Genomic DNA, 20,029 nt, shown 5'->3' with positions numbered 1-20,029 from the left:
CGATCCTGAGGAACGCATGCGCCCTGCCGATCCCGCGCGGCCCATGGACACCTTGCTGGTGTCCACCTGCAATACCCTGAACCTCGCCCTGCCCGGGCGGGTGTTCTATCCCAACCAGGACGCCTACACCCAGGCCGAATTCGAACGCAAGGTCGATTGGCTCGGCGGGCGCCTGCGCGCGCTGAATGCCGATGTGCTGGCCGTGCAGGAGGTGTGGGACGAACAGGCGCTGCAGACGGCCATCGGCCGCAGCGGCCTGCGCTACGACTTCGTGAGCGTGCCCGGCGCCGAGAACACCGGCGCCTCGCACGGCGCCCAGGGCACGCCGCGCGTGGGCATCGCCACGCGGCTGCGGCGTCGAATCGCTGCGCTCGATAGCGGAGTTTCCGCCCGCGCTGGCGGTCGATGTTCCGGGCCTGGGAACGCACCACCGGTTCGAACGCCCGCCGCTGCTGGCCACCCTGCGCATGAAGCACGGCCAGACGGTGAACGTGGTCACGGCGCACCTCAAATCCAAACGCCCCAAGTTCCTGCTCGACGCCCTCGGGCAGCCGCTGGAGGACCGCGACGACCGCAAGGTCGCGGCCCTGGCTTCGCTGCGCCCCCTCATCATGCGCGGCGTGGAGGCGGCGGCGCTGCGCTGCCTGGTCGTGGACCTGCTGCAGCGCACCGACGTGCCGCTGGTGCTGCTGGGCGACTTCAACGACACGCCCGACAGCGTGACCACGCAGCTCATCTGCGCGACCACCGAAGTCGCCTACGACCGCAGCGCGCGCGACGTGGCCCTGTACAACGCCTACGAAGTGCAGGGCGACGCCGCCCTGAAAAAGGACGTGGCCTACTCGCACATCCACCAAGGCATGCCCGCGGTGCTGGACCAGATCCTGGTCAGCGAGGAGTTCGTGCCCAACGCCCGGTCGGGCGCGAACACCGGCGACGTGCGGCGGGTCGATTACTTCAACGACCACCTGCACGAGGGGCGCGACCGCACGCGCTCCGACCACGGCTTCGTCCGCGCCTTGCTGCGCCTGCCGATGCCCGCCCCCGCGCCCACGAGGCCCACGCCCCCCGCCGTGCCACCTGCGGCCTGACCGGCGCCCGCCGCGCGCAGCCCGGCCGCGCCGCCGCGGGCCCTGCGCGAAAACCCGGCAGAGCCGCGTGTTTGGCCGACAGGCCCGGTCTGCAACGCCGGGTAACATCGGCGCAGCCCCATCGCAGCCCCCATTGCAGCCCCCTTGGCCGGACCCACAGACCATGAAACAGCCCATTCCCCACCGACGTGCCCTTTCATCGCCTCCCCTGGCCAGCCCTGCCGGCGCGGAGCCTTGGAAAGCGCGCACCTTGTGGACTTGCAGCACGGTCCTCGCCTCGGCCCTGCTGGCGGCATGCAGCAGCACCCCGCTGCCGCCCTGGCCCTCCTCCGCGCCGCCCCAGGCCACGGTGCCCGCGGCGCCCCGCCCTCAGACCGCGCGCGTGGTGCCGCCGCCACTGGGCACGCAGCGCGCCGAGGTCGTCACCTCGCCGGTGCTGTCCACCCCCATCATTCCCAGCGCGGAGCCCGCGCCCGGCGCCACGCCGCCCGCTGCGGCCGCGCCACCGGCCGACCTGCCCTACAGCGCGGCGGTCGCCGCCCGCTTCCCCGCGCCGGCCGTGCACTACGACACCCCCGGCCTGGCCGACGGGCGCCGTGCCTTCACCACCAATGCCGAGGCCGCCCAGTGGCTGCGGCAGCTCGCCGCCACCCCGCAGGGCGCCACCAAGGCCACGGTGCTGGACCTGGGCATGTCCCAGCGCGGCACGCCCCTGCAGGCCCTGGTGCTCACGCACGCGCCCAACACCGACGTGGCCAGCCTGGATGCGAGCGGCAAGCCCACGGTGCTGCTCATCGGGCAGCAGCACGGCGACGAGCCCGCCGGCGGCGAAGCCCTGCTGGTGATGGCGCGCGAACTCTCGCAGGGCCTGCTGGAGCCGCTGCTGGACCGCATCAACGTGGTCGTGGTGCCGCGCGCCAACCCGGACGGCGCCGAGGCCGGCACCCGCGCCACGGCCAACGGCACGGACATGAACCGCGACCACCTGCTGCTGAACACGCCCGAGGCCCAGGCCCTGGCGCGGCTCACGCGGGACTACCGTCCCATCGCCGTGCTCGATGCGCACGAATACACCGTCGCCGGCCGCTTCCTGGAGAAGTTCGGCGCCATCCAGAAGTACGACGCGCTGCTGCAGTACGCCACCACAGCCAACGTGCCCGAGTTCCTCACCAAGGCGGCGCGCGAGTGGTACCACCAGCCCATGGCAGCCGCGCTGCAGGGCCAGGGCTTGACCAGCGAGTGGTACTACACCACCTCCACCGATCCGCAGGACCGCCGCGTGTCGATGGGCGGCACGCAGCCCGACACGGGCCGCAACGTGAACGGCCTCAAGAACGCGGTCAGCCTGCTGGTGGAAACGCGCGGCGTGGGCATCGGGCGCCTGGACATCCAACGTCGCGTGCACGCCCAGGTGACCGCGCTGTCCAGCGCGCTGCGCAGCACGGCCGAGCGGGCCGGCAACCTGGAGCAGGTGCGCTCGTTCGTGGTGCGCGACACCGCGGCGCAGGCCTGCCGCGGCCAGGTCGCCATCGAGGCGGGGCCGACCGCCACGCAGCGCGACCTCGTCATGCTCGACCCCGCGACGGGCGCGGACCGCACCGTGCGCGTGGACTGGAACTCGTCGCTCGAATTGCGCACCGTTGCATCGCGCCCCCGGCCCTGCGGCTACTGGCTCTCGCCCACGGCGGGCCAGGCGGCCGAGCGGCTCAAGCTGCTCGGGCTGCAGGTCATGCGCGTGGCCGAGCCGGGTTCGCTCCTGAGCGACAGCTACCAGGAAACCGGCCGCGAGGAGGGCGTGCGCCAGGACGTGCGCGGCACCATCGCCGGCCAGCAGGACATCACCCGCGTGCGCGTGACCACCGTGCGCACCGCCATCGACGTGCCCGAAGGCAGCTACTACGTGCCGCTGAACCAGCCCCTGGCCAACCTGGCCGTCGCCGCGCTGGAGCCCGACACGCAGAACAGCTACTTCGCCAACCACCTGATCCCGGCGCTGGGCGACACGGCCCGGGTCATGGCCACGCCGTCGCTGGTGTTCGAAGAGGCCGACTGAAGCCGGGGAAAGACAGGCGCGGGGCCAGCGCCACGGCGCCGGCCAGCCTGCAGACGACCTGCCGGACAGACGGACCGACGGACAGACGGGATGGGGCGCGCCAATGCCCCTGCATATTGCTGCAAAAATAGTAGCAATATGCCCTAGTCAATCATGCCTTGGAGCCCGATTCGGCTCAAACCGAAGCGTGCCGCTCCTCCAGCGCACCCGGCGCCGTCGCCTCGGCCTGGCGCTCGCCGGCGCGGCCCAGGACATGCGAGGTCATCGCCGCGGCCAGCGCCTCCTCGCCGAGGAACACCTTGGCCACGCCCTCTTCCTGCTCCAGTAGCCGAGCCTCGGCCTCGTTGTGGCTGCGGACCACGGTTTCGATCTCCGGGTTGAGCGTGCGCGCCGTCGCGATGATCTGGCGCACGTCCAGCGTGTTCGGCGTGGCGATCACCAGCATGTGCGCCCGGGCGATGTGCGCCTGGATCAGCACGGCCGGCTCCACCGCGTCGCCGTAGACCGCCGCCATGCCGCCGTTGCGCAACGTCTCCACCAGGTCGCGGTTCTGCTCGGCCACGACGAAGGGAATGTCGCTCTCCGACAGCGCCGCCGCGATGCGCCGCCCCACGCGGCCGTAGCCGACCAGCACCACCTGGCGCGCGAGGTACCGGCGGTGCGTGCTCAGGGGCAGCTCCGCCAGCGGGTCGTCGCGCTGCTCCAGCCGGCGCGCCAGGGCCGAGCGGGCGCGCAGCCACTCCTGCAGCGGGGCGATGGCATGGAACAGCAGCGGGTTGACCGCGATCGAGATGAGCGCACCGGCCAGCACCAGGCTGGCCCCTTCCGGCGGCAGCAGCCCCAGCGAGGCGCCCAGGCCCACCAGGATGAACGAGAACTCGCCGATCTGCGCGAGGCTGGCCGACACCGTGAGCGCCGTGTTCAGCGGGTAGCGGAAGGCCAGCACCAGGGCCGCCGCCGCGAGCGTCTTGCCCAAAATGATGATGGCCACCACGGCCAGCACCTGGAAGGGGCGCTCCACCAGCACCCACGGGTTGAACAGCATGCCCACGGACACGAAGAACAGCACCGCGAACGCATCGCGCAGCGGCAGCGACTCCTGGGCGGCGCGGTGGCTGAACTCCGACTCGCGCATCACCATGCCGGCGAAGAACGCCCCCAGCGCGAACGACACGCCGAAGAGCGCGGCGGAGCCGAAGGCGATGCCCACCGCCGCCGCCACCACGCACAGCGTGAACAGCTCGCGCGAGCCGGTGCGCGCCACCTGCCAGAGGATCCACGGGAACACCCGCCGCCCCACCACCAGCATCAGCGCGACGAAGCCGCCCACCTGCGCGATGGTCCAGCCCAGCGTCTTCCACAGCTCGCCCGTGCTGCCCGCCCCGGCAGTGCCGTTCAGCCACTGCGCCAGCGGTGGCAGCAGCACCAGGACCAGCACCATGGCCAGGTCCTCCACCACCAGCCACCCGACGGCGATGCGGCCGGTGTACGAATCCAGGATGCCCAGCGTCTCCAGCGCCCGCAAGAGCACCACCGTGCTGGCCACCGACAGGGCCAGGCCGAACACCAGTGCCCCGCCCACGCCCCAGCCCCACCACAGCGCCAGGCCCATGCCCAGCAGCGTGGCCACCGCCATCTGCACCAGCGCCCCGGGCACGGCGATCTTTCGCACCGCCAGCAGGTCGCCCAGCGAAAAATGCAGCCCCACGCCGAACATCAGCAGCATCACCCCGATCTCCGCCAACTGGCTGGCCATCTCGCCATCGGCCACGAAACCCGGGGTGAAGGGGCCGATCACCACGCCCGCGAGCAGATAGCCCACCAGGGCCGGCAGGCGGATCCGGGTCGCGATGAAGCCCAGCACGAGCGCCAGACCCAGCGCCGCGGCAATGGTGTTGATGAGTGAGAGGCTGTGCGGCATGGGGTGATTGGGGAGCGGGCGCACCCGATGGGCGCCTGCCCTTGCGTTATACCCGCAAGCCCCCGGTTGCCGCAAAACGCCAAGGGCCAAAAAGACCGGGGAGGCCCCGGCAGGCAGGTATCATTCACGCCTCGCACGGACCCGCCTGCCATCGTCCCGATGTGCCACACGGCGTCTGGCCCGTGCTGCAGGGCCTGAAGGCCCCGCGTCTTTTTTCTTTTTCCGTCTGCCCGTAGCTCAACCGGATAGAGCAATTGCCTTCTAAGCAATAGGTCGGGGGTTCGAGTCCCTCCGGGCAGGCCATTGATAGGCTTTCAGATGATCTCAGATAGCCTCATCATCAGCACATTCCCAAGGGTAGTCTGAGTGCCTTTTGTCTCGGGTCATCCCATTTGACCTCTGGACATACCACCAGTTTGCCGGTATTTTTGACGGTATCTCGACGCCTTGTCACACCAGATACCGTCAAACCGACTCCGACATGCCGCTGACCGACACCTTCGTGAAGACCATCAAGCCAACGCTAGGCAAGGCTGCAGGGTCAAAGCATGCCGATGGCTATGGGCTGTATCTGCACGTCAAGGACTCGGGCAAGTACTGGCGCATGGACTACCGCTTCGCCGGGAAGCGCAAGACGCTGGCGCTGGGCGTCTACCCCTCCGTCACGCTCGCCCAGGCCCGGAGGCGACGAGAGGAAGCACGCCAGCAGCTCGCAGACAGCATCGACCCTGGCGTCGTCAAGCAAGCCCAGAAAGTGGCACTGGCCACATCGGCTGAAAACACCTTTGAAGCCGTCGCACGGGAGTTTCACGGCGTCAAGAAGAGCGGATGGAGCGACACCTACGCCGAGAAGTGGCTGCGGCTCATGACAAAGGATCTGTTCCCGTCCGTGGGCCGCATGCTCCTGCCGGACATCACCGCGCCCATGTTGCTGGCACAGCTGCGGAGAGTGGAAAAACGCGGCGCAAAGGAGTCTGCCCACACCCTGCGCCAGACCGCCGGCCAGGTGTTTCGCTACGGCATCCAGACCGGGCGCTGCGAGCGCAACCCTGTTGCGGATCTGCAGGGCGCACTGCAACCCATCACCGTCAAACACATGGCCGCCGTGTTGGAACCCGCCAAGGCTGGTGAACTGCTCCGCGCCTTCGACACCTATGCAGGTCAGCCCACCACGAAGGCCGCACTGCAGTTGTCCGCCCTCCTCTTCCAACGCCCCGGCAACATACGGCAGATGGAGTGGGCGTGGATCAACTTTGACCGCGCCATGCTGGTGATCCCGTCCATGAGCATGAAGCGCACAAAGATGCAGAAGCTCAATGGCCGCCCGCACCTCGTGCCACTGGCGCCGCAAGCCCTGGAAGTTCTGCAGGCACTGCAGCCGCTCACTGGCCGCAGCAAATACGTATTCCCCAGCCTGCTGACGGGCGAGCGCCCCATGAGTGAGAACACGGTGAACACCGCCCTGCGCCGGCTTGGCTACACGGGGGATGAGATGACAGCCCATGGTTTCCGCGCAATGGCTCGAACCCTGTTGATCGAACAGCTCCCGGGCATGCATGCCGATGTGATCGAGGCCCAACTGGCCCACGGCAAGAGCGGTCCGCTGGGAGCGGCATACGACCGGGCCGAGTACATGGAGCAGCGGCGCCAGCTCATGCGCACCTGGGCGGACTACCTCGACACGCTGCGCAGGGGTGCCGATGTCATCCAATTCAAAAGCGGGGCGAAATAATGGCTGCATGGGCGATTTTCTGCGCGACCACTATGGGATAACCGATGCTCAAGCTGTATACCGTCCCTGAAGCGCTCGCTGAGCTGACAACCTCGACCGGCAGGCCGTGGACCGAATCAATGCTGTTTGATACGGCGTTGCGGCTCAACCTCACCCTGCGCGCGGCGCCGCCCCGATCTACCACTGTTTCACGGTGGCGATTCGTCATAGGTGAGGGATTGGTCACGAAAGCGCGCGGCCTTCCTTGGACCCTGGCCATGCTTTACCCGCAAAACATCGCAGAGGTTTGGCAGACCGGTGAGACAGAGGTTATGCACTCGGCTCAGCAGCCTATGGAAGAAGGTGATCTGCTGTGGTTCGAGACTGCGGTTGTGGTGCAGCGGCAGGACGTGCGTGTACCTGCTGTTGCAGTAGAGGCGATGCAGCAGTGCTTCGGGAAAGAGCCGGCAGCTACGCCTGCCAGAAGCGAGCAGAAGATGGGCCAGAGAGAGCGGAATGCTTACTTGCGACTGGTCGGCGCCATGTTGGAGTTACTGAAGAGCCCACGCCCCGGACGAGACGATGACACGTCGATCATTCGGGAACTGGTCGATAACTACGGTGACACGGACGGCATCAGCGAAAGCAGTCTGGCTCGCAAGTTCGCCGAGGCAAAGCGCTTGCTCCAAAGGTAGTTACGGACTGCAATTGCAGTCCAACTGACTGTAGTTGCGATGACCAATACAGTCTTAAGAAAGACAGTCACTCCATTCCCGCATTCGATTCAACGCGGGTCAAATGGAGCGATCAAATGGCATCACATGCCCAGTCTTACCGCCCCAAGCAAGCCGCTGAGCTGCTGGGCATCGGAACAGCAACCCTCTGGCGCTGGATCAAGTCCCGGCCCGACTTCCCACAGCCCATCCGCCTCTCGGCTCGCTGCACCGTCATTCCTGGCGATGCGCTGATTGCTTGGCGCGATTCCCAGGCCGGAAAGTGAGGCGCGACATGTCTTGCGTAATCTCACATCGTCGCTATACTCCATTCGTCACGTCAAAAAAAGGCGTGATCGGGATTGGTCTCCCGAAGAAGTCCTGCGACGAAAGCCGCAGTTTCCCCGCAGGGTCTGCGGCTTTGTCATTCGTGCCCCCATTTTTTGGCGGCTCGACAGGCGGGCGCAAGCCCGGCCGGTTCCGCAAGGACTTCCCGGTAGACCAACCTGTCGAGCTGCCGCCCCTGATTGGTCTCAGGAGCGACGGTTTTTGCAAACCGAAGTCCTTGGAGGCCACTCATGGCTGATACCGTCTGCACGCGCACGTCTGCGCAAACCACCACCTCTCACTCCGTCGTCCAGGGGCTTTCCCTGACAAACCCGCGCTGCGCTGAAGTCCTCAACGCTCTGCCCGGCATGCAGCAAGCCCCCGTGACGGAACGTGTCAGCACCTCCCTGATCGTGCTGACCCTGCGCCCCGATGGCGCGAAGTTCAACGGCAACCGCATCACCCGAGCCCAGGAAGCGGGCTTCGACTGGCTGAAAGACGATGCGACCTTCATCGGCTACGCCTCTCCCGATACCGGCCGCGAGATTGCCCGGTTCGTGACCAACAAGAGCGATGAGGCATTCGGCGCGCTGCGCGAGATTCAGCTTCGCATCGATCCTGCCGTGTGTGAGTGGCAATGGAATGCTGGCCAGATCCTGATGGGCAAGCTACAGCGTTACGCTGTGCTGGTGGGCGGGCACATCTGCGACGGCCTGGGCCAACGGATTGCCGATACCGAGCTGAGCAGCATCGCGGCGCACATCGATGCAGTCATGAAAAAGCGCCGCGATGCTGACCAGCGAGCGCGGACGGTGACGCTGCCCAGCGGCGAGCAGCGCGAGCTGTCCGAGCTGTCGTTTTCGTATGGCGTGGTGCGGGAGGCAGGCTCCAAGAAGAAGACCTGGCGTAGCGTGCTTTTCGACGTGCCGGCGCTGCCCTACTATGAAGGACGGGCGCTGGGTATGCAGATGGCGGGAGAGGTGGTGCAGTTCTACCGCAAGCACAGGACGGAGAAGCTGCGCCTTGATGTGATGCTCCACGAGGCACTGCAGCGCTGCAACGGGGGCTTCGGAAACTATGACAAAGCCACCCAGTCCAACGTGGCCGCCGGCTTCATCGACGCCCTCACGACGATGATCGAGCTGGGCGCGCGGCAGATGAATCCGAAGTGGCTGGAGGCGCAGATTGTGCAGAACCAGCAGCGGCATGAGACCTGGTGCCAGGAACGCGACGAGCGCAAGGCAGAGTTCGCCGAACGCATGCGTCAGGCCCGAGCCGCCAAGCGCGCAGCGCGGGAGGTGAACCATGGGGTTTGAACGCTCCCACCTGCCCGACCCGCAGGCTTTCTACGAGGAGCGGGGGCTCAAGCTGGAAGGCCGGGGCAAATGGCGCACTACCGCCTGCACGTTTCACGGCGGCAGCGATTCTATGCGCGTGAACCTCGACAGTGGGGCTTTCGTGTGCATGGCCGGCTGCGGCGCCCGTGGTGGCGACGTGCTGGCGTACCACATGGCCATGGCCGGCCTGGAGTTCATCCAGGCGGCCAAGGAGCTGGGCGCCTGGATCGAGGATGGCAAGCCTGCACCCACGGCGTCGGCGCCGTTCACCCCGCGCCAGGCGCTGGAGGTGCTGCTGCGCGAAGTCAACCTGGTCGCCACGGCTGCGGGCAACGTGGCGCAAGGGGTAGTGCTGTCGCAGGACGATCGTTCCCGGCTCATGCAGGCCGCAGGCCGCGTGCTTCGGATTGCGGAGGTGTATGCATGAACGCCCGAACCGAGGCGGCCTTCGCCGCCGTGGATGCCGACATTGAGCGGCACCCGCCCACGTTCCCACCGCTGGACGAGTGGCGAGAGGTCGCGCCGCCGATGTCGCCGGGCGCCCAGGTGGTGCTCACCTGCGGAAGCGATCTGCGGCCCGAGCCCATCCGCTGGCTGTGGCCGCTCTGGCTGGCACTCGGCAAGCTGCACATCCTGGCCGGTGCACCTGGCCAGGGGAAAACCACGCTGGCCCTGACCATGGCTGCCACGGTGACCATTGGCGGGCGCTGGCCCGACAAGAGCGCGTGCGAGGCCGGCAACATCCTGATCTGGAGCGGAGAGGATGACGCTGCCGACACACTGCTGCCCCGCCTGCTGGCGGCAGGGGCTGAGCCGGCCCGGTGCCACTTCATCGATGGCCTGCGCACCGAATCCGGTGAGGTGGTGCCGTTCGACCCCGCCCGCGACCTGCAGGGGCTGCTGCAGGAGATCGAGCGCATCGGCGGCATCCGCCTGCTGGTGATCGACCCGGTGGTGTCTGCCGTGACGGGCGACAGCCACAAGAACACCGAGGTGCGCCGAGCGCTGCAGCCGCTGGTGAACCTGGCCGCCGCCTGCGACTGCGCGGTGCTGGGCATCACCCACTTTGCCAAGGGCGGTCAAGGCACCGACCCGGCGCAGCGCGTGGTGGGCAGCGTCGCCTTCACCGCCGTTGCCCGCGTGGTGCTGGTGGCCGCCAAGGTGAAAGACGAGCAAGGGGAGGATGCCCGCATCCTGGCCCGTGGCAAGTCCAACATCGGCCCGGACAATGGCGGGTTCGCCTACCACCTGGAGCAGTGCGAGCCGCTGCCCGACATTCAGGCGTCGCGCATTGCGTGGGGCAAGGCGGTGGAAGGCAGCGCGCGGGATCTGCTGACCGACCCGAACGAAGAGCAGGACGGTGAAGCGCAGGACGTCGCCGGGTTTCTTCGGAGCCTGCTTGCCGATGGGCCGATGACCGCCAAGGCAATCTTCAAAGATGCTGACGGAGCCGGATATTCCCGCGATCAGATCAAGCGTGCCTCGATCAAGCTGGGCATTGAAAAGCGCAAGACAGGCATGGATGGGGGCTGGCAATGGGCGCTCTCCTCTGCCGAAGAGAGCACGAAGGGTGTGAAGGGAGCAAGTTTTGAAAACACGCACTCTTCGCACTCTTCTGCGCTCCCTTCGGGCGAAGGTGGCGCGAAGGTGGCAGAAGATTGCACGTTTCCAGAAACCGCCACCTTCGCCACCTTTGGGGGAAAACCGCCACCTTCGGGCGAAGAGCGCACGAAGGGCGCACGTTTTGAAAACGCGCTCCCTTCACACTCTTCACACCCTTCGGCGCTCCCTTCGGAAGAAGCTGACACATCCGCGCTGCGTCCCAGGGAGGTCCTATGACCGCTCAATCCATCCTCGCCGAGCTGCTGGCCTGCGGCATCGATCTGGAATGCACGCCTGACGGCACCACACTGACCGTGCCCGCTGGCGTGCTGACACCAGCCCAGCGCGCCCAGGTCTTGCAGCACAAGCCCGAGCTGATCCGCCTGGTGCTGGAGTCGTCCCAGCTCACATCCGACCTGATGCGCGCAGCCATGCACGTCTGCGACCGCTGGAAGGACTCCCCAGCCGCCCGCGAGCAGATGCGCCGCGACGTGCTGAGCACCCCCCTGCACCTGCGCGCCGACCTGCTGCAGCACCTGCGCGGCCAGTACCCCGGCAGCAACGCGTCCAACTCCAACCCAACTCCGAACTGAATCCATGAACACGAACCAATCCATCACACCCTGCAGCGCTGACTTCGGCCCCAAGTGCGCCGCCTTGCTGCGCGCGAACTCCGAAGTGCTCAGCGAGATGCTGCAAACCCTGCCTCAGGCCCGGCTCGATGCGCTTGATGCACTGCTCGCCGGCGGTGGCCGCATCGGTATCGAGACGGTCGTTGACCGCACCGGAGCCAACCGTATCAGCTTGATCGGCCTGGAGGCCGAAGGCGCCCGTCTCGTCCTGGCCACCGTTACGCAGCCGCACGCCCATGGCAGTCACTGATACCGATCTGAATGAGCGCATCGCACGCACCACCGCGTGCTTTCTGCGAGCCGCGGCCGATCGTGCGATGTTCATCACCGCCGACAGCCGCGTGAACGAAGCTGACGCCGGGGAGCTGATCGGCTATGCACCTGGCAGCCTGCGCAACATGCGGTCGGCAGGCGGCGGCCCGGCCTACTTCAATCGGCCACTGGGGGGCTATTCCAAGAGCTACCGGCTGGAAGATCTGGCCGCCTGGGTGGAGCGCTCGCGGGAAGAGACCCTGTAGCGCGATTCGCCTGCAGGTCGAACGTCGATACCGGCATTGACCCGCACCGGCCCGCACGCTGTCGGATTGGAGAAAGGGGGCTGTCCTCAGACCATTGGTCTTTCACTCAGAAAGACTACCAATGTCCCTCCGTCAAGATCTCCCCATCATCCCTCGCACCCTCCTGCAGTCCGGTGTGCATGCATCTGTCCGGGCCGCAATGCCCGACGCACCCCGTGCGGTTGTCGAAGCCATCGAGGCCGTGGGCGCTCAGGTGAAAGAGCACCGCAGCGGCATCGACAACCGGCTCGATGGTCTCCAAGCCAACCTCCAGCAAATGGAACAGGTGATGGCCAAGCTGGAGACGAACGGCGTGGGTCCGGGTTCGATGCGTCCCCCGCAGGCTGTCAGCGCTCAGGTGCTAGTGTCCTGTCCCGTTAATTCGCAGGCACGATAGCTGCATGGTTTCGGGCCATCCTTGAGGTGCCGCCATGCCCAATGCAACGACCCGAACAGAAATTGCGCTTAGTGAAGTGGAGCGCGCGGAACTGACGTCCATGGCGCGATCACGTTCGCTGCCAGCGGCGTTGTCGCTCAGGGCGCGCATCGTGCTGACTTGCGAAGGCACAGATAAAGCCAGCACCGCGGTTGCGCAGGCTCTGGGGATCAGTCGTAGCACTGTCACCAAGTGGCGCGGGCGCTATGCGCGCCATCGCATTGCAGGGCTTTACGACGAGTTGCGCCCGGGTCGCCCCCGCACGGTAGATGACGAGCGTGTTGCTGAGTTGATTACCAAGACGTTGCACACCAAGCCTGCTGATGGGGGTACCCACTGGAGCACCCGCACGCTGGCCGCCGATACGGGCATCAGCAAGAGCACGGTGGCGCGCTATCTGCAGACCTTCAACCTCAAGCCGCACCGGGCCGACAGCTTCAAGCTGTCGACCGATCCGCTGTTCATCGAGAAGCTGCGCGACGTTGTGGGGCTGTACCTGAACCCACCTGACAACGCGCTGGTGCTGTGCGTGGACGAGAAGAGCCAATGCCAAGCTTTGGAGCGTACGCAGCCGATGCTGCCAATGGGGTTTGGCTATGTCGAAGGTGTCACGCACGACTACGTGCGCCACGGCACCACCACCTTGTTCGCGGCCCTGAACGTGATGAATGGCCAAGTGATCGCGCAGTGCCGGCCCCGGCATCGTCATCAAGAGTTCCTTGCCTTCCTGCGCGCCATCGACAAGGCAGTGCCCGACGAACTGGATGTGCACTGCATAGCTGATAACTACGCCAGCCACAAGCATCCAAAGGTGCGCGCTTGGTTGGCCGAGCGGCCTCGCTGGCACATGCACTTCGTTCCGACCTATTCAAGCTGGCTCAATCAGGTCGAGCGCTTCTTCTCGATCATCACCACGCGGGCAATCCGCCGTGGCTCGTTCACCAGCGTGAAGGATCTGATCAACAAGATCGACACATTCATCGCGAATTACAACCAGTCCTGCCAGCCGTTTACTTGGACAGCTACAGCAGACTCCATCCTCGAAAAACTCGCCAGACTATGCGGGCGAATTAACGGGACAGGACACTAGCCGACAGCGACACGGACCTGGAGAACCTGCGCAGCGGCCGCACCAAGAGTGTGCGCATGTCCCTGCCAACGTTCCATGGTGGCCCCAACGCTGCGGCCATTACCTCCGGGAACATGCACCCCACTACTGATCGTGACACCGAGATCTACGGCGTGATGTACCGGCCCACGTCCGTGCGTGATCTGCTGGTGACCCGGCCCACGTCGGCCAGCGCCATCGAGTACCTGCGCGGCACGCGTACCGGCGTCGCGGCGATTCAGGCAGTCGAAGGGGACCAGAAAGCCGAGTTGGCCCTGAACTTCACGCTGGAATCCGCGGCCGTGAAGACCATTGCATGCTGGGTGCCGGCTTCGCGCCAAGCGCTGGACGACGCGACCATGCTGGGCGACTACATCGACCTCGAACTGCGCGACGCGCTCAAGCTGGCCGAGGACGCGCAGCTGCTCAAGGGCAACGGCACCGGCGCCAACATGCTGGGCCTGATGACCGTGGCCAGCGCCTACAACCGGGCCCAGGCTGGCGACACGCCCAACGACACCTTGCGCCGCGCTATCACCCAGGTGCAGCTGGCGCGGGGCGTAGCCTCTGGTATCGTCATCAACCCCCAGGGCCTGGAGCGGCTGGAGCTGGAGAAGGACAGCCAAGGGCGCTACCTGTTCACGTATGCGGTGACCGATGCCAACGGCGGTGCTACGGTTTGGCGTGTGCCTGCTGTTGTGACGGATGCCATGGGCCCGGCCGAGTTCATGGTAGGCGACTTCACCCGCGCCGCTCGCCTCTATGACCGCATGCAGGCCACCGTCGAGATTGCCACCCAGCACGCGGACTTTTTCACTCGCAACTTGGTGGCAATCTTGGCCGAGGAGCGCGTGGCCCTAACCGTCAACCGTCCTGATCTGCTGGTGATTGGAGCCTTCGCGGCACCTTGACCAGACCGCAGAGCCTCACACGCCCGCCCGGTGGCAACGCCTGGCGGGCTTTTTGTTGCTCGCGTGATGTTCGGACATTGCCGGGGGGGGGTGGGTCGAAAGTTGGGCGCCTTTCCCCCGGAAACCGACCTGTTCGTCAAATTTTCACGCCCGCGAAAAATGAAATTCAAAAATGGCCAATCCGGGGCATGGGGTCTCCTAATTTCAAGGAGACCCCGTTGCATCGGCAGTGCATGCCAGCGCTTGTGCCCGGTGCCACTTCATCGATGGCCTGCGCACCGAATCCGGTGAGGTGGTGCCGTTCGACCCCGCCCGCGACCTGCAGGGGCTGCTGCAGGAGATCGAGCGCATCGGCGGCATCCGCCTTTCGGCTTAATCAGATTTGAAATCTGGGCAAGGCGGTGCGCAGCCACTACAACGACGTGTCGATTATTCTCACGCTACATTGGGGCGCCAATGTTGGCGCGAAAGAGGCAATCATGACTACAACAGCACAACACGCAGCACAGAAGAAAGTCGAAGGCGGATTCGGCACCTGGATTAGTTGGGCAAATGACCGCCAAGAAAGATTCACGCAGCTCCTCATTGCAGCAGATCCATTGCTCAAGGAGTTCGGGGTTTCTTTTCCTGACCGGGGCGATGCGGGACGGCTAGACCGCATTGAAATGACTAGCCATCTCGGACCGATCACGCTCGACTTCGTGAAGGTCATGGAGGCCGATGGCGAACTAACCAGTGCAGTAGTTTTTAGCGACATCCCCGTCTGGCGGGGTGGAAATGAACGGCGACACCTATTTACTGCGGTTCTAGGCGCCAGTGGCAACTGGGCAGGTACTGACGGGGTGCCGCTCTATTCATCACACGGGCAGTTTGCTCCAGCTACCGCTCTTGATGCCGTGCGCCGCGCTCTGGCTGCGAAGCTGGCGCTGGACACTGTAGCCCTGACGCAGATCGGTGAGGTCGGCGGTAATTGATGGCCATTGGGGGGGCGGGGGAAAAGTTAAAAACCCGTTTCCCCGGATACCGCCCTGTTTCCCACGCGCAGAAAAAACCCGGCTGTATGAAAAGAATCAAATGCCGGAAATCAAAGACCGGCCGTCTACACGCACGAAAGCGCTACGACTTTAATAGCTGCCAGCGCTTTTTTATCAAGCGCTAGATCGCATTTCAATCGAATTTCGACATGACCGCTCGAGCGCCAGAGCAGACTTTGAATCCGTTTTGATTTCCGGGTGTCAGCAAAGCGAACGCTGCTGCTTGGCTGTACATCTATCTAATCGCAGCGATGTTCATGCCGCTCCGCTTGAGCAAGTGACTCCCGCTCGGCGGCTTCCCTGCCCCTGTTGATTGGCCTTCCACTACAGCGCGCGGAACGATCACACGATGCACAGCATTGATGTAGTGATGGATGCCCATTTGCAAAAGCTGCTCGCTCTGACAGATAGATCTGTGCCGACCGCCCGATCCTTTTCGCACACCGGTCAGCTCGGCGACCTCTTCAGGCGTGAGAAACGTGCTGGTGTTTGCGGACATGCGCAGAGCATACCGAGTACCAGCCGGTCCCCCGCTCTCGAAGCCACGCGAAGAGGCCGGGTAACACGGGCTCAGGCAGTTTTTGCTTTGTCGGTACTTTTGACGGTATTTCCTGATCTGCGGCGTTCAGCCCCCAGCTATGGCGGGGATTGCGGGGCCGAATGCGATCCCCTCCGGGGTCAGGGAAGAATCGACCACCCCGCTGCACGCGGATCGCGCTTGCGTTGTCGAACCCCCCTGGCTTCAGCCTTGGGCCTGGGTTTCGAAACGGCAGCTGTCGCCGTATTGGTATTCGGATGCAGCAGAGCGGAAGGCCTGCTGGCCGTCTCCGTCGATGGCGCCATCGCCTTGTTGCCACTGGAGGCCGAAGCCGCCGAATTCCCCCATCTGGGCGGAGGGGACGCTTTCGCCGAAACGCAGCGGCGAGGGAACAGCCGGGTTGGAAAACATGGGGAAACCCTCCAAAAACAGACCCGTCGTCTGGGGCTGCCATTGGGCGCCCGCACCGCAGAGCAGCGCGTCGGAAGGCCGGGCTGGCCGGCGTAGGCGCAATCCGACACCACCCGCCCCTTCCCCGCCGGCTGGCGGATCAACGGGGGCGGATAGCGGTCCGGTGGACGGGCTACTGCGGCGGGGACGGCCGTGCCGGTGCATCCGGCAGCGCGGCGCGGCGCGACTCCAGCCGCTCGACCAACTGGGCGGCCAGGAACTGCAGCATCTCCACCTGCCGGGCCTCCAGTTCCCGCGGCACCCGGTCGATCACGCACAGCGTTCCGAGCGCCTGCCCGGTCGAGGTGATGAGCGGCGCACCGGCATAGAACTTGATGTTGGGCTCGCCCGTCACCAGCGGGTTGTCGGCAAAGCGTTCGTCCCGCGAGGTATCGCTCACGATCATCACGCTTTCCGGCACCTGGATCGCGTGGGCGCAGAAGGAATGCGCGCGGGGCGTCTGCCGCGCTGCCAGCCCCACCTTGGCCTTGAACCACTGCCGGTCGGCATCCACCAGCGAAACGAGCGCGATGGGCGTCTGGCACAGGGCCGCCGCCAGCCGGGCGAACTCGTCGAAGGCCGCTTCCTCGTCGGTGTCCAGGATGCGCATGGATTCCAGTTCGGCCTGGCGCAGCAGTTCCGACTGCGCCGCATCCGCCGCGGCCGACGGGGGCAGTGCCGCGCGCACCTTGCGGCGGCGCGGCCGCGCGGCGTCCGCACCGCGGTGGATGCTGTCGTGCAGCACCTGGGCCAGTTCGTCCAGCGAGTAGGGCTTGGGCAGCAGCGTGAAGCCGTGGTCGGGGCTTTGCGCCAGCACGTAGCTGTAGCCGCTGGACAGCACGATGGGCAGGGCCGCGCCGTAGCGCTGGCGGATCTCGCGGCCCAGTTCGATGCCGCTCATGCCGGTCATGACCACGTCGGAGAACACCGCCACGAATCGGCCCGGACCGGCCTTCAAGGCCTCCAGCGCCTTCTCGCCGCTGGCCGTGACCACGGTGGTGTAGCCCAGTTCATGCAGGGTCTGCTCGACGGATGCCGAGACTTCCGCGTTGTCCTCCACCACCAGCACGCAGCCACCGTTGCCCAGGGCCAGCCGGTCGTCGCCCTCGGCGGCCTGCGCGTCGTAACCGGGGCGCGCGGCGCGCGGCAGGTACAGGGTGAAACGACTGCCCTCACCCAGCGTGCTTTCCACACGGATGTCGCCGCCGGACTGCTTGGCGAAGCCGAACACCTGCGACAGGCCCAGCCCCGTGCCGTGGCCTACGCCCTTGGTGGTGAAAAAGGGCTCGAAGATCTGCGTGAGGTGCTCGGGCGCGATGCCCGTGCCGCTGTCGATGATGGACACGGCCACGAATTTGCCCGGCACCGCGGGCTGCGACTGCAGCGCGGGAATCTCGGAGACGGCCCGCACCTCGATGGTGAGCTTTCCGCTGCCCTGCATGGCGTCGCGGGCATTGACGGCCAGGTTCACCAGGGCGGTGTCGAACTGGCTCGGGTCGGCGTGCACGAAGCAGGCCGTCTCCGCCAGATTCAGTTCGATCTCGATGCGCGCGCCCGCCAGGCTGGCGATCATGTCGCTGACCGCCCGGGTGTTGTGCCCGGCATCGAACACCGTCGGCTGCAGGGCCTGGCGCCGCGCGAAGGCCAGCAACTGGCCAGTGAGCTTGGTGGCCCGCGTCACCGCGTTGGAGATGGACTCCATGAAGCGGTGGCGCCGCTCGTCGGTGAGCTGCACGCGCCGCAGCAGGTCGATCGACGTGCGGATGACCGCCAGCACGTTGTTGAAATCGTGCGCAACCCCGCCGGTGAGCTGGCCGATGGCTTCGAGCTTTTGCGACTGGCGCAGCGCCTCTTCGGCCGTGCGCTCGCGCGTCACATCGCGCGCCACCGCATGGACCAGGCCCTCCTCGGGCACGGCGGTCCAGCTCAGCAGGCGGTAGCTGCCGTCTTCCTTGCGCCAGCGGTTCTCGAACACCAGCGTGGGCGCGCCGGCCTCCAGCTTGGCCAGTTCGGCGGCCATGCCCTCGGCATCTTCGGGGTGGATGAATTCCGCCACGGCGTGGCCGGCCATCTGGGGCTTTTCCCATCCCAGAAGGCGCGTGGCGGCGGGATTGACCGCAGCGATCACGCCCTGGAAGTCGCACACCAGCATGAGTTCGCGCGAAAGCGCCCACAGGCGGTTGCGGTCGCGCACGCTTTCGGCCTGCACGAGCTTTTGCTCGTGGATGTCGGTGCTGGTGCCGATCCACCGGCTGATGGCCCCGCCTCCCGTGCGCAGGGGCAGCGCCCGCACCAGGTGCCAGCGCATCTCGCCGTCCGCGCGGCGGATGCGGAATTCGGTTTCATACTGCTCGCCGGAGGCAACGCTCGCCTGCCAGAGTTGGGACACCGCCGGCAGGTCTTCGGGGTGCACGAGGCCCGTCCATCCGTCGCCATCCAGCGTGCCCGGTTCGGCCTGGCTGTATTCGTACACCCGGTCGTTGAACCAGTCCAGCTGGCCATCGCTCCGGGAGGTCCACACGTGGCTGGGCAGCGACTGGGCGAAGGTGCGGAACTCCGCCGCGCTGTCGGCCACCGCCTGCAGCGCCGCCTTGCGGTCGGTGATGTCCTGCACTACGCCCACCATGCGAACGATCGCACCGTCCGGGCTGCGCACGAATTCGGCCTTGCGGGCAATCCAGCGCAGGGCGCCATCGGTGGCGCGGCGGATGCGGTACTCCACATCCAGCGGGGCCGATTCGGCGTTGCGGGTTTCGCGGGCGGAACGCACCTCGGCGTCCTCGGGGATCACCAGCGCCTCCAGCGCCTTGGCGGGAATGGTCTCGGCCTCGGGCACACCGAAGATGCGATAGAACTCGCGCGTGCCGTACAGCAGGTCGGTGGCCAGTTCGAGGGAGAACGTGCCCACGCCGCCCGCCTTCTGCGCGCGGTGCAGGCGTTCTTCGGACTGGCGCAGCGCCTCAGCGGCGCGGTGCTGTTCAGTGCGGTCGCGCAACACCTTCACGAAGCCGATCGGCGTGCCGTCACCATCGCGGATCGGCGTCATCTCGCCGTTGGCCCAGAAGCGCTCGCCGGATTTGCGCACATGCCAGCGCTCGTCGGTGCCCACGCCCCGCGTGAGCGCGGCCTGCATCTCCATCTCCATGCGGTGCGCGGCGCGGTCTTCGGGGGTGAAGATCCGGGCGGCGTCGTGGCCCAGCATTTCGGATTCCGTCCAGCCGAGCACGCGGCGGGCACCTTCGTTCCACCGCGTGACCTGGCCCTGCAGGTCGAAAGCGATGATCGCGTAGTCGATGGCGCTGTCCAGGATCTGGCGGTTGCGGATGTCGGTATCCGGCAAGGGTGCCGATGGCGCGGCGGCCTCGCTCCACTGCGCGATCGCGGCCTGCACGGACTGCGGCCAGTACGCTACGGGCCCCAGGGGGGTCAGGGACCAATCGAACTCGGCGATCGCTCGCGCGTCGGGGCGGCTACCCAGGGGATCGGCAGGGCCGGCGGCCGCTGGGCCGGGGACGGTGTGCATTGAGAAAAAACCTTTGAATCGCTCGCTCGTTGGGTGTCGATGTGCAGTCGGGCCCGGCCGTTGCCGGCGGTCTCCCGACCCTGCT

The 20,029-nt window shown here is 66.3% G+C and carries 18 protein-coding genes, 1 tRNA gene and 1 pseudogene; 17 read left to right on the top strand and 3 right to left on the bottom strand.

The window, feature by feature from the left end:
• The first annotated feature begins 16 nt into the window (after positions 1-16).
• Together M5C96_RS08265 and M5C96_RS08260 are read left to right on the top strand one after the other, a co-directional pair.
• Positions 17-1,091: pseudogene (locus tag M5C96_RS08265) on the top strand (endonuclease/exonuclease/phosphatase family protein).
• A 163-nt stretch (positions 1,092-1,254) separates the two neighbouring features.
• Positions 1,255-3,144: a M14 family metallopeptidase gene (locus M5C96_RS08260; RefSeq protein ID WP_272568452.1), complete on the top strand. Its 1,890-nt coding sequence runs from the start codon at positions 1,255-1,257 to the stop codon at positions 3,142-3,144.
• Positions 3,145-3,319: 175 nt separating this feature from the next.
• On the opposite strand, the gene ybaL is transcribed toward M5C96_RS08260, so the two are convergent.
• On the bottom strand, positions 3,320-5,065 hold the full coding sequence (ybaL, locus tag M5C96_RS08255; protein ID WP_272568451.1) for a YbaL family putative K(+) efflux transporter: 1,746 nt from the start codon (positions 5,063-5,065) through the stop codon (positions 3,320-3,322).
• A 226-nt stretch (positions 5,066-5,291) separates the two neighbouring features.
• Here ybaL and M5C96_RS08250 point away from each other — a divergent pair.
• The 15 genes from M5C96_RS08250 (at position 5,292) to M5C96_RS08180 (ending at position 15,373) form a co-directional block, all read left to right on the top strand.
• A tRNA-Arg gene (locus M5C96_RS08250) sits at positions 5,292-5,368 on the top strand.
• Positions 5,369-5,546: 178 nt separating this feature from the next.
• Positions 5,547-6,797 (top strand): tyrosine-type recombinase/integrase, encoded by a 1,251-nt coding sequence (locus M5C96_RS08245; RefSeq protein ID WP_272568450.1) that lies wholly within the window; start codon positions 5,547-5,549, stop codon positions 6,795-6,797.
• Between the two features lie 44 nt (positions 6,798-6,841).
• Entirely contained in the window at positions 6,842-7,471 is a 630-nt protein-coding gene (locus M5C96_RS08240) for a hypothetical protein (RefSeq protein WP_272568448.1), read from the top strand.
• Positions 7,472-7,587: 116 nt separating this feature from the next.
• Positions 7,588-7,776 carry a helix-turn-helix transcriptional regulator gene (locus M5C96_RS08235; protein WP_272568446.1) on the top strand — a complete coding sequence of 63 codons (189 nt, stop codon included), beginning with the start codon at positions 7,588-7,590 and terminating at the stop codon, positions 7,774-7,776.
• Positions 7,777-8,067: 291 nt separating this feature from the next.
• Positions 8,068-9,132, top strand: a complete 1,065-nt coding sequence (locus M5C96_RS08230) for a hypothetical protein (protein ID WP_272568445.1) — start codon at positions 8,068-8,070, stop codon at positions 9,130-9,132.
• Positions 9,122-9,580: a CHC2 zinc finger domain-containing protein gene (locus M5C96_RS08225; RefSeq protein ID WP_272568444.1), complete on the top strand. Its 459-nt coding sequence runs from the start codon at positions 9,122-9,124 to the stop codon at positions 9,578-9,580. The genes M5C96_RS08230 and M5C96_RS08225 overlap by 11 nt, the downstream gene beginning before the upstream one ends.
• Positions 9,577-10,992 carry an AAA family ATPase gene (locus M5C96_RS08220; protein ID WP_272568443.1) on the top strand — a complete coding sequence of 472 codons (1,416 nt, stop codon included), beginning with the start codon at positions 9,577-9,579 and terminating at the stop codon, positions 10,990-10,992. Before M5C96_RS08225 ends, M5C96_RS08220 begins: the two co-directional genes overlap by 4 nt.
• Positions 10,989-11,348, top strand: a complete 360-nt coding sequence (locus tag M5C96_RS08215; RefSeq protein WP_272568442.1) for a hypothetical protein — start codon at positions 10,989-10,991, stop codon at positions 11,346-11,348. Before M5C96_RS08220 ends, M5C96_RS08215 begins: the two co-directional genes overlap by 4 nt.
• A gap of 4 nt (positions 11,349-11,352) precedes the next feature.
• Positions 11,353-11,637 carry a hypothetical protein gene (locus M5C96_RS08210; protein WP_272568440.1) on the top strand — a complete coding sequence of 95 codons (285 nt, stop codon included), beginning with the start codon at positions 11,353-11,355 and terminating at the stop codon, positions 11,635-11,637.
• Complete coding sequence (locus M5C96_RS08205) at positions 11,624-11,905, top strand: hypothetical protein (protein WP_272568439.1); 282 nt, start codon at positions 11,624-11,626, stop codon at positions 11,903-11,905. Before M5C96_RS08210 ends, M5C96_RS08205 begins: the two co-directional genes overlap by 14 nt.
• Before the next feature lie 199 nt (positions 11,906-12,104).
• Complete coding sequence (locus M5C96_RS08200; RefSeq protein ID WP_272568437.1) at positions 12,105-12,341, top strand: hypothetical protein; 237 nt, start codon at positions 12,105-12,107, stop codon at positions 12,339-12,341.
• 34 nt (positions 12,342-12,375) lie between these two features.
• The gene (locus M5C96_RS08195) at positions 12,376-13,470 is read left to right on the top strand and encodes an IS630 family transposase (protein WP_272563777.1); all 1,095 of its coding nucleotides are present in this window, start codon (positions 12,376-12,378) and stop codon (positions 13,468-13,470) included.
• Positions 13,471-13,526: 56 nt separating this feature from the next.
• On the top strand, positions 13,527-14,399 hold the full coding sequence (locus M5C96_RS08190) for a phage major capsid protein (RefSeq protein ID WP_272568436.1): 873 nt from the start codon (positions 13,527-13,529) through the stop codon (positions 14,397-14,399).
• A gap of 229 nt (positions 14,400-14,628) precedes the next feature.
• Positions 14,629-14,775 (top strand): hypothetical protein, encoded by a 147-nt coding sequence (locus M5C96_RS08185; RefSeq protein ID WP_272568434.1) that lies wholly within the window; start codon positions 14,629-14,631, stop codon positions 14,773-14,775.
• A gap of 25 nt (positions 14,776-14,800) precedes the next feature.
• Positions 14,801-15,373: a hypothetical protein gene (locus M5C96_RS08180; protein WP_272568432.1), complete on the top strand. Its 573-nt coding sequence runs from the start codon at positions 14,801-14,803 to the stop codon at positions 15,371-15,373.
• Between the two features lie 802 nt (positions 15,374-16,175).
• On the opposite strand, the gene M5C96_RS08170 is transcribed toward M5C96_RS08180, so the two are convergent.
• Positions 16,176-16,382 carry a hypothetical protein gene (locus tag M5C96_RS08170; RefSeq protein ID WP_272568429.1) on the bottom strand — a complete coding sequence of 69 codons (207 nt, stop codon included), beginning with the start codon at positions 16,380-16,382 and terminating at the stop codon, positions 16,176-16,178.
• 172 nt (positions 16,383-16,554) lie between these two features.
• Positions 16,555-19,944, bottom strand: coding sequence for a PAS domain S-box protein (locus tag M5C96_RS08165; RefSeq protein ID WP_272568428.1), 3,390 nt, complete (start codon positions 19,942-19,944; stop codon positions 16,555-16,557).
• Positions 19,945-20,029: the final 85 nt, after the last annotated feature.

The organism is Acidovorax sp. GBBC 1281 (genome assembly GCF_028473645.1).
In the GTDB taxonomy this organism is placed as follows: domain Bacteria; phylum Pseudomonadota; class Gammaproteobacteria; order Burkholderiales; family Burkholderiaceae_C; genus Paracidovorax.
The sequence above is the reverse complement of the archived record's forward strand: the minus strand, read 5'-3'. Positions and strand labels throughout refer to the sequence as shown.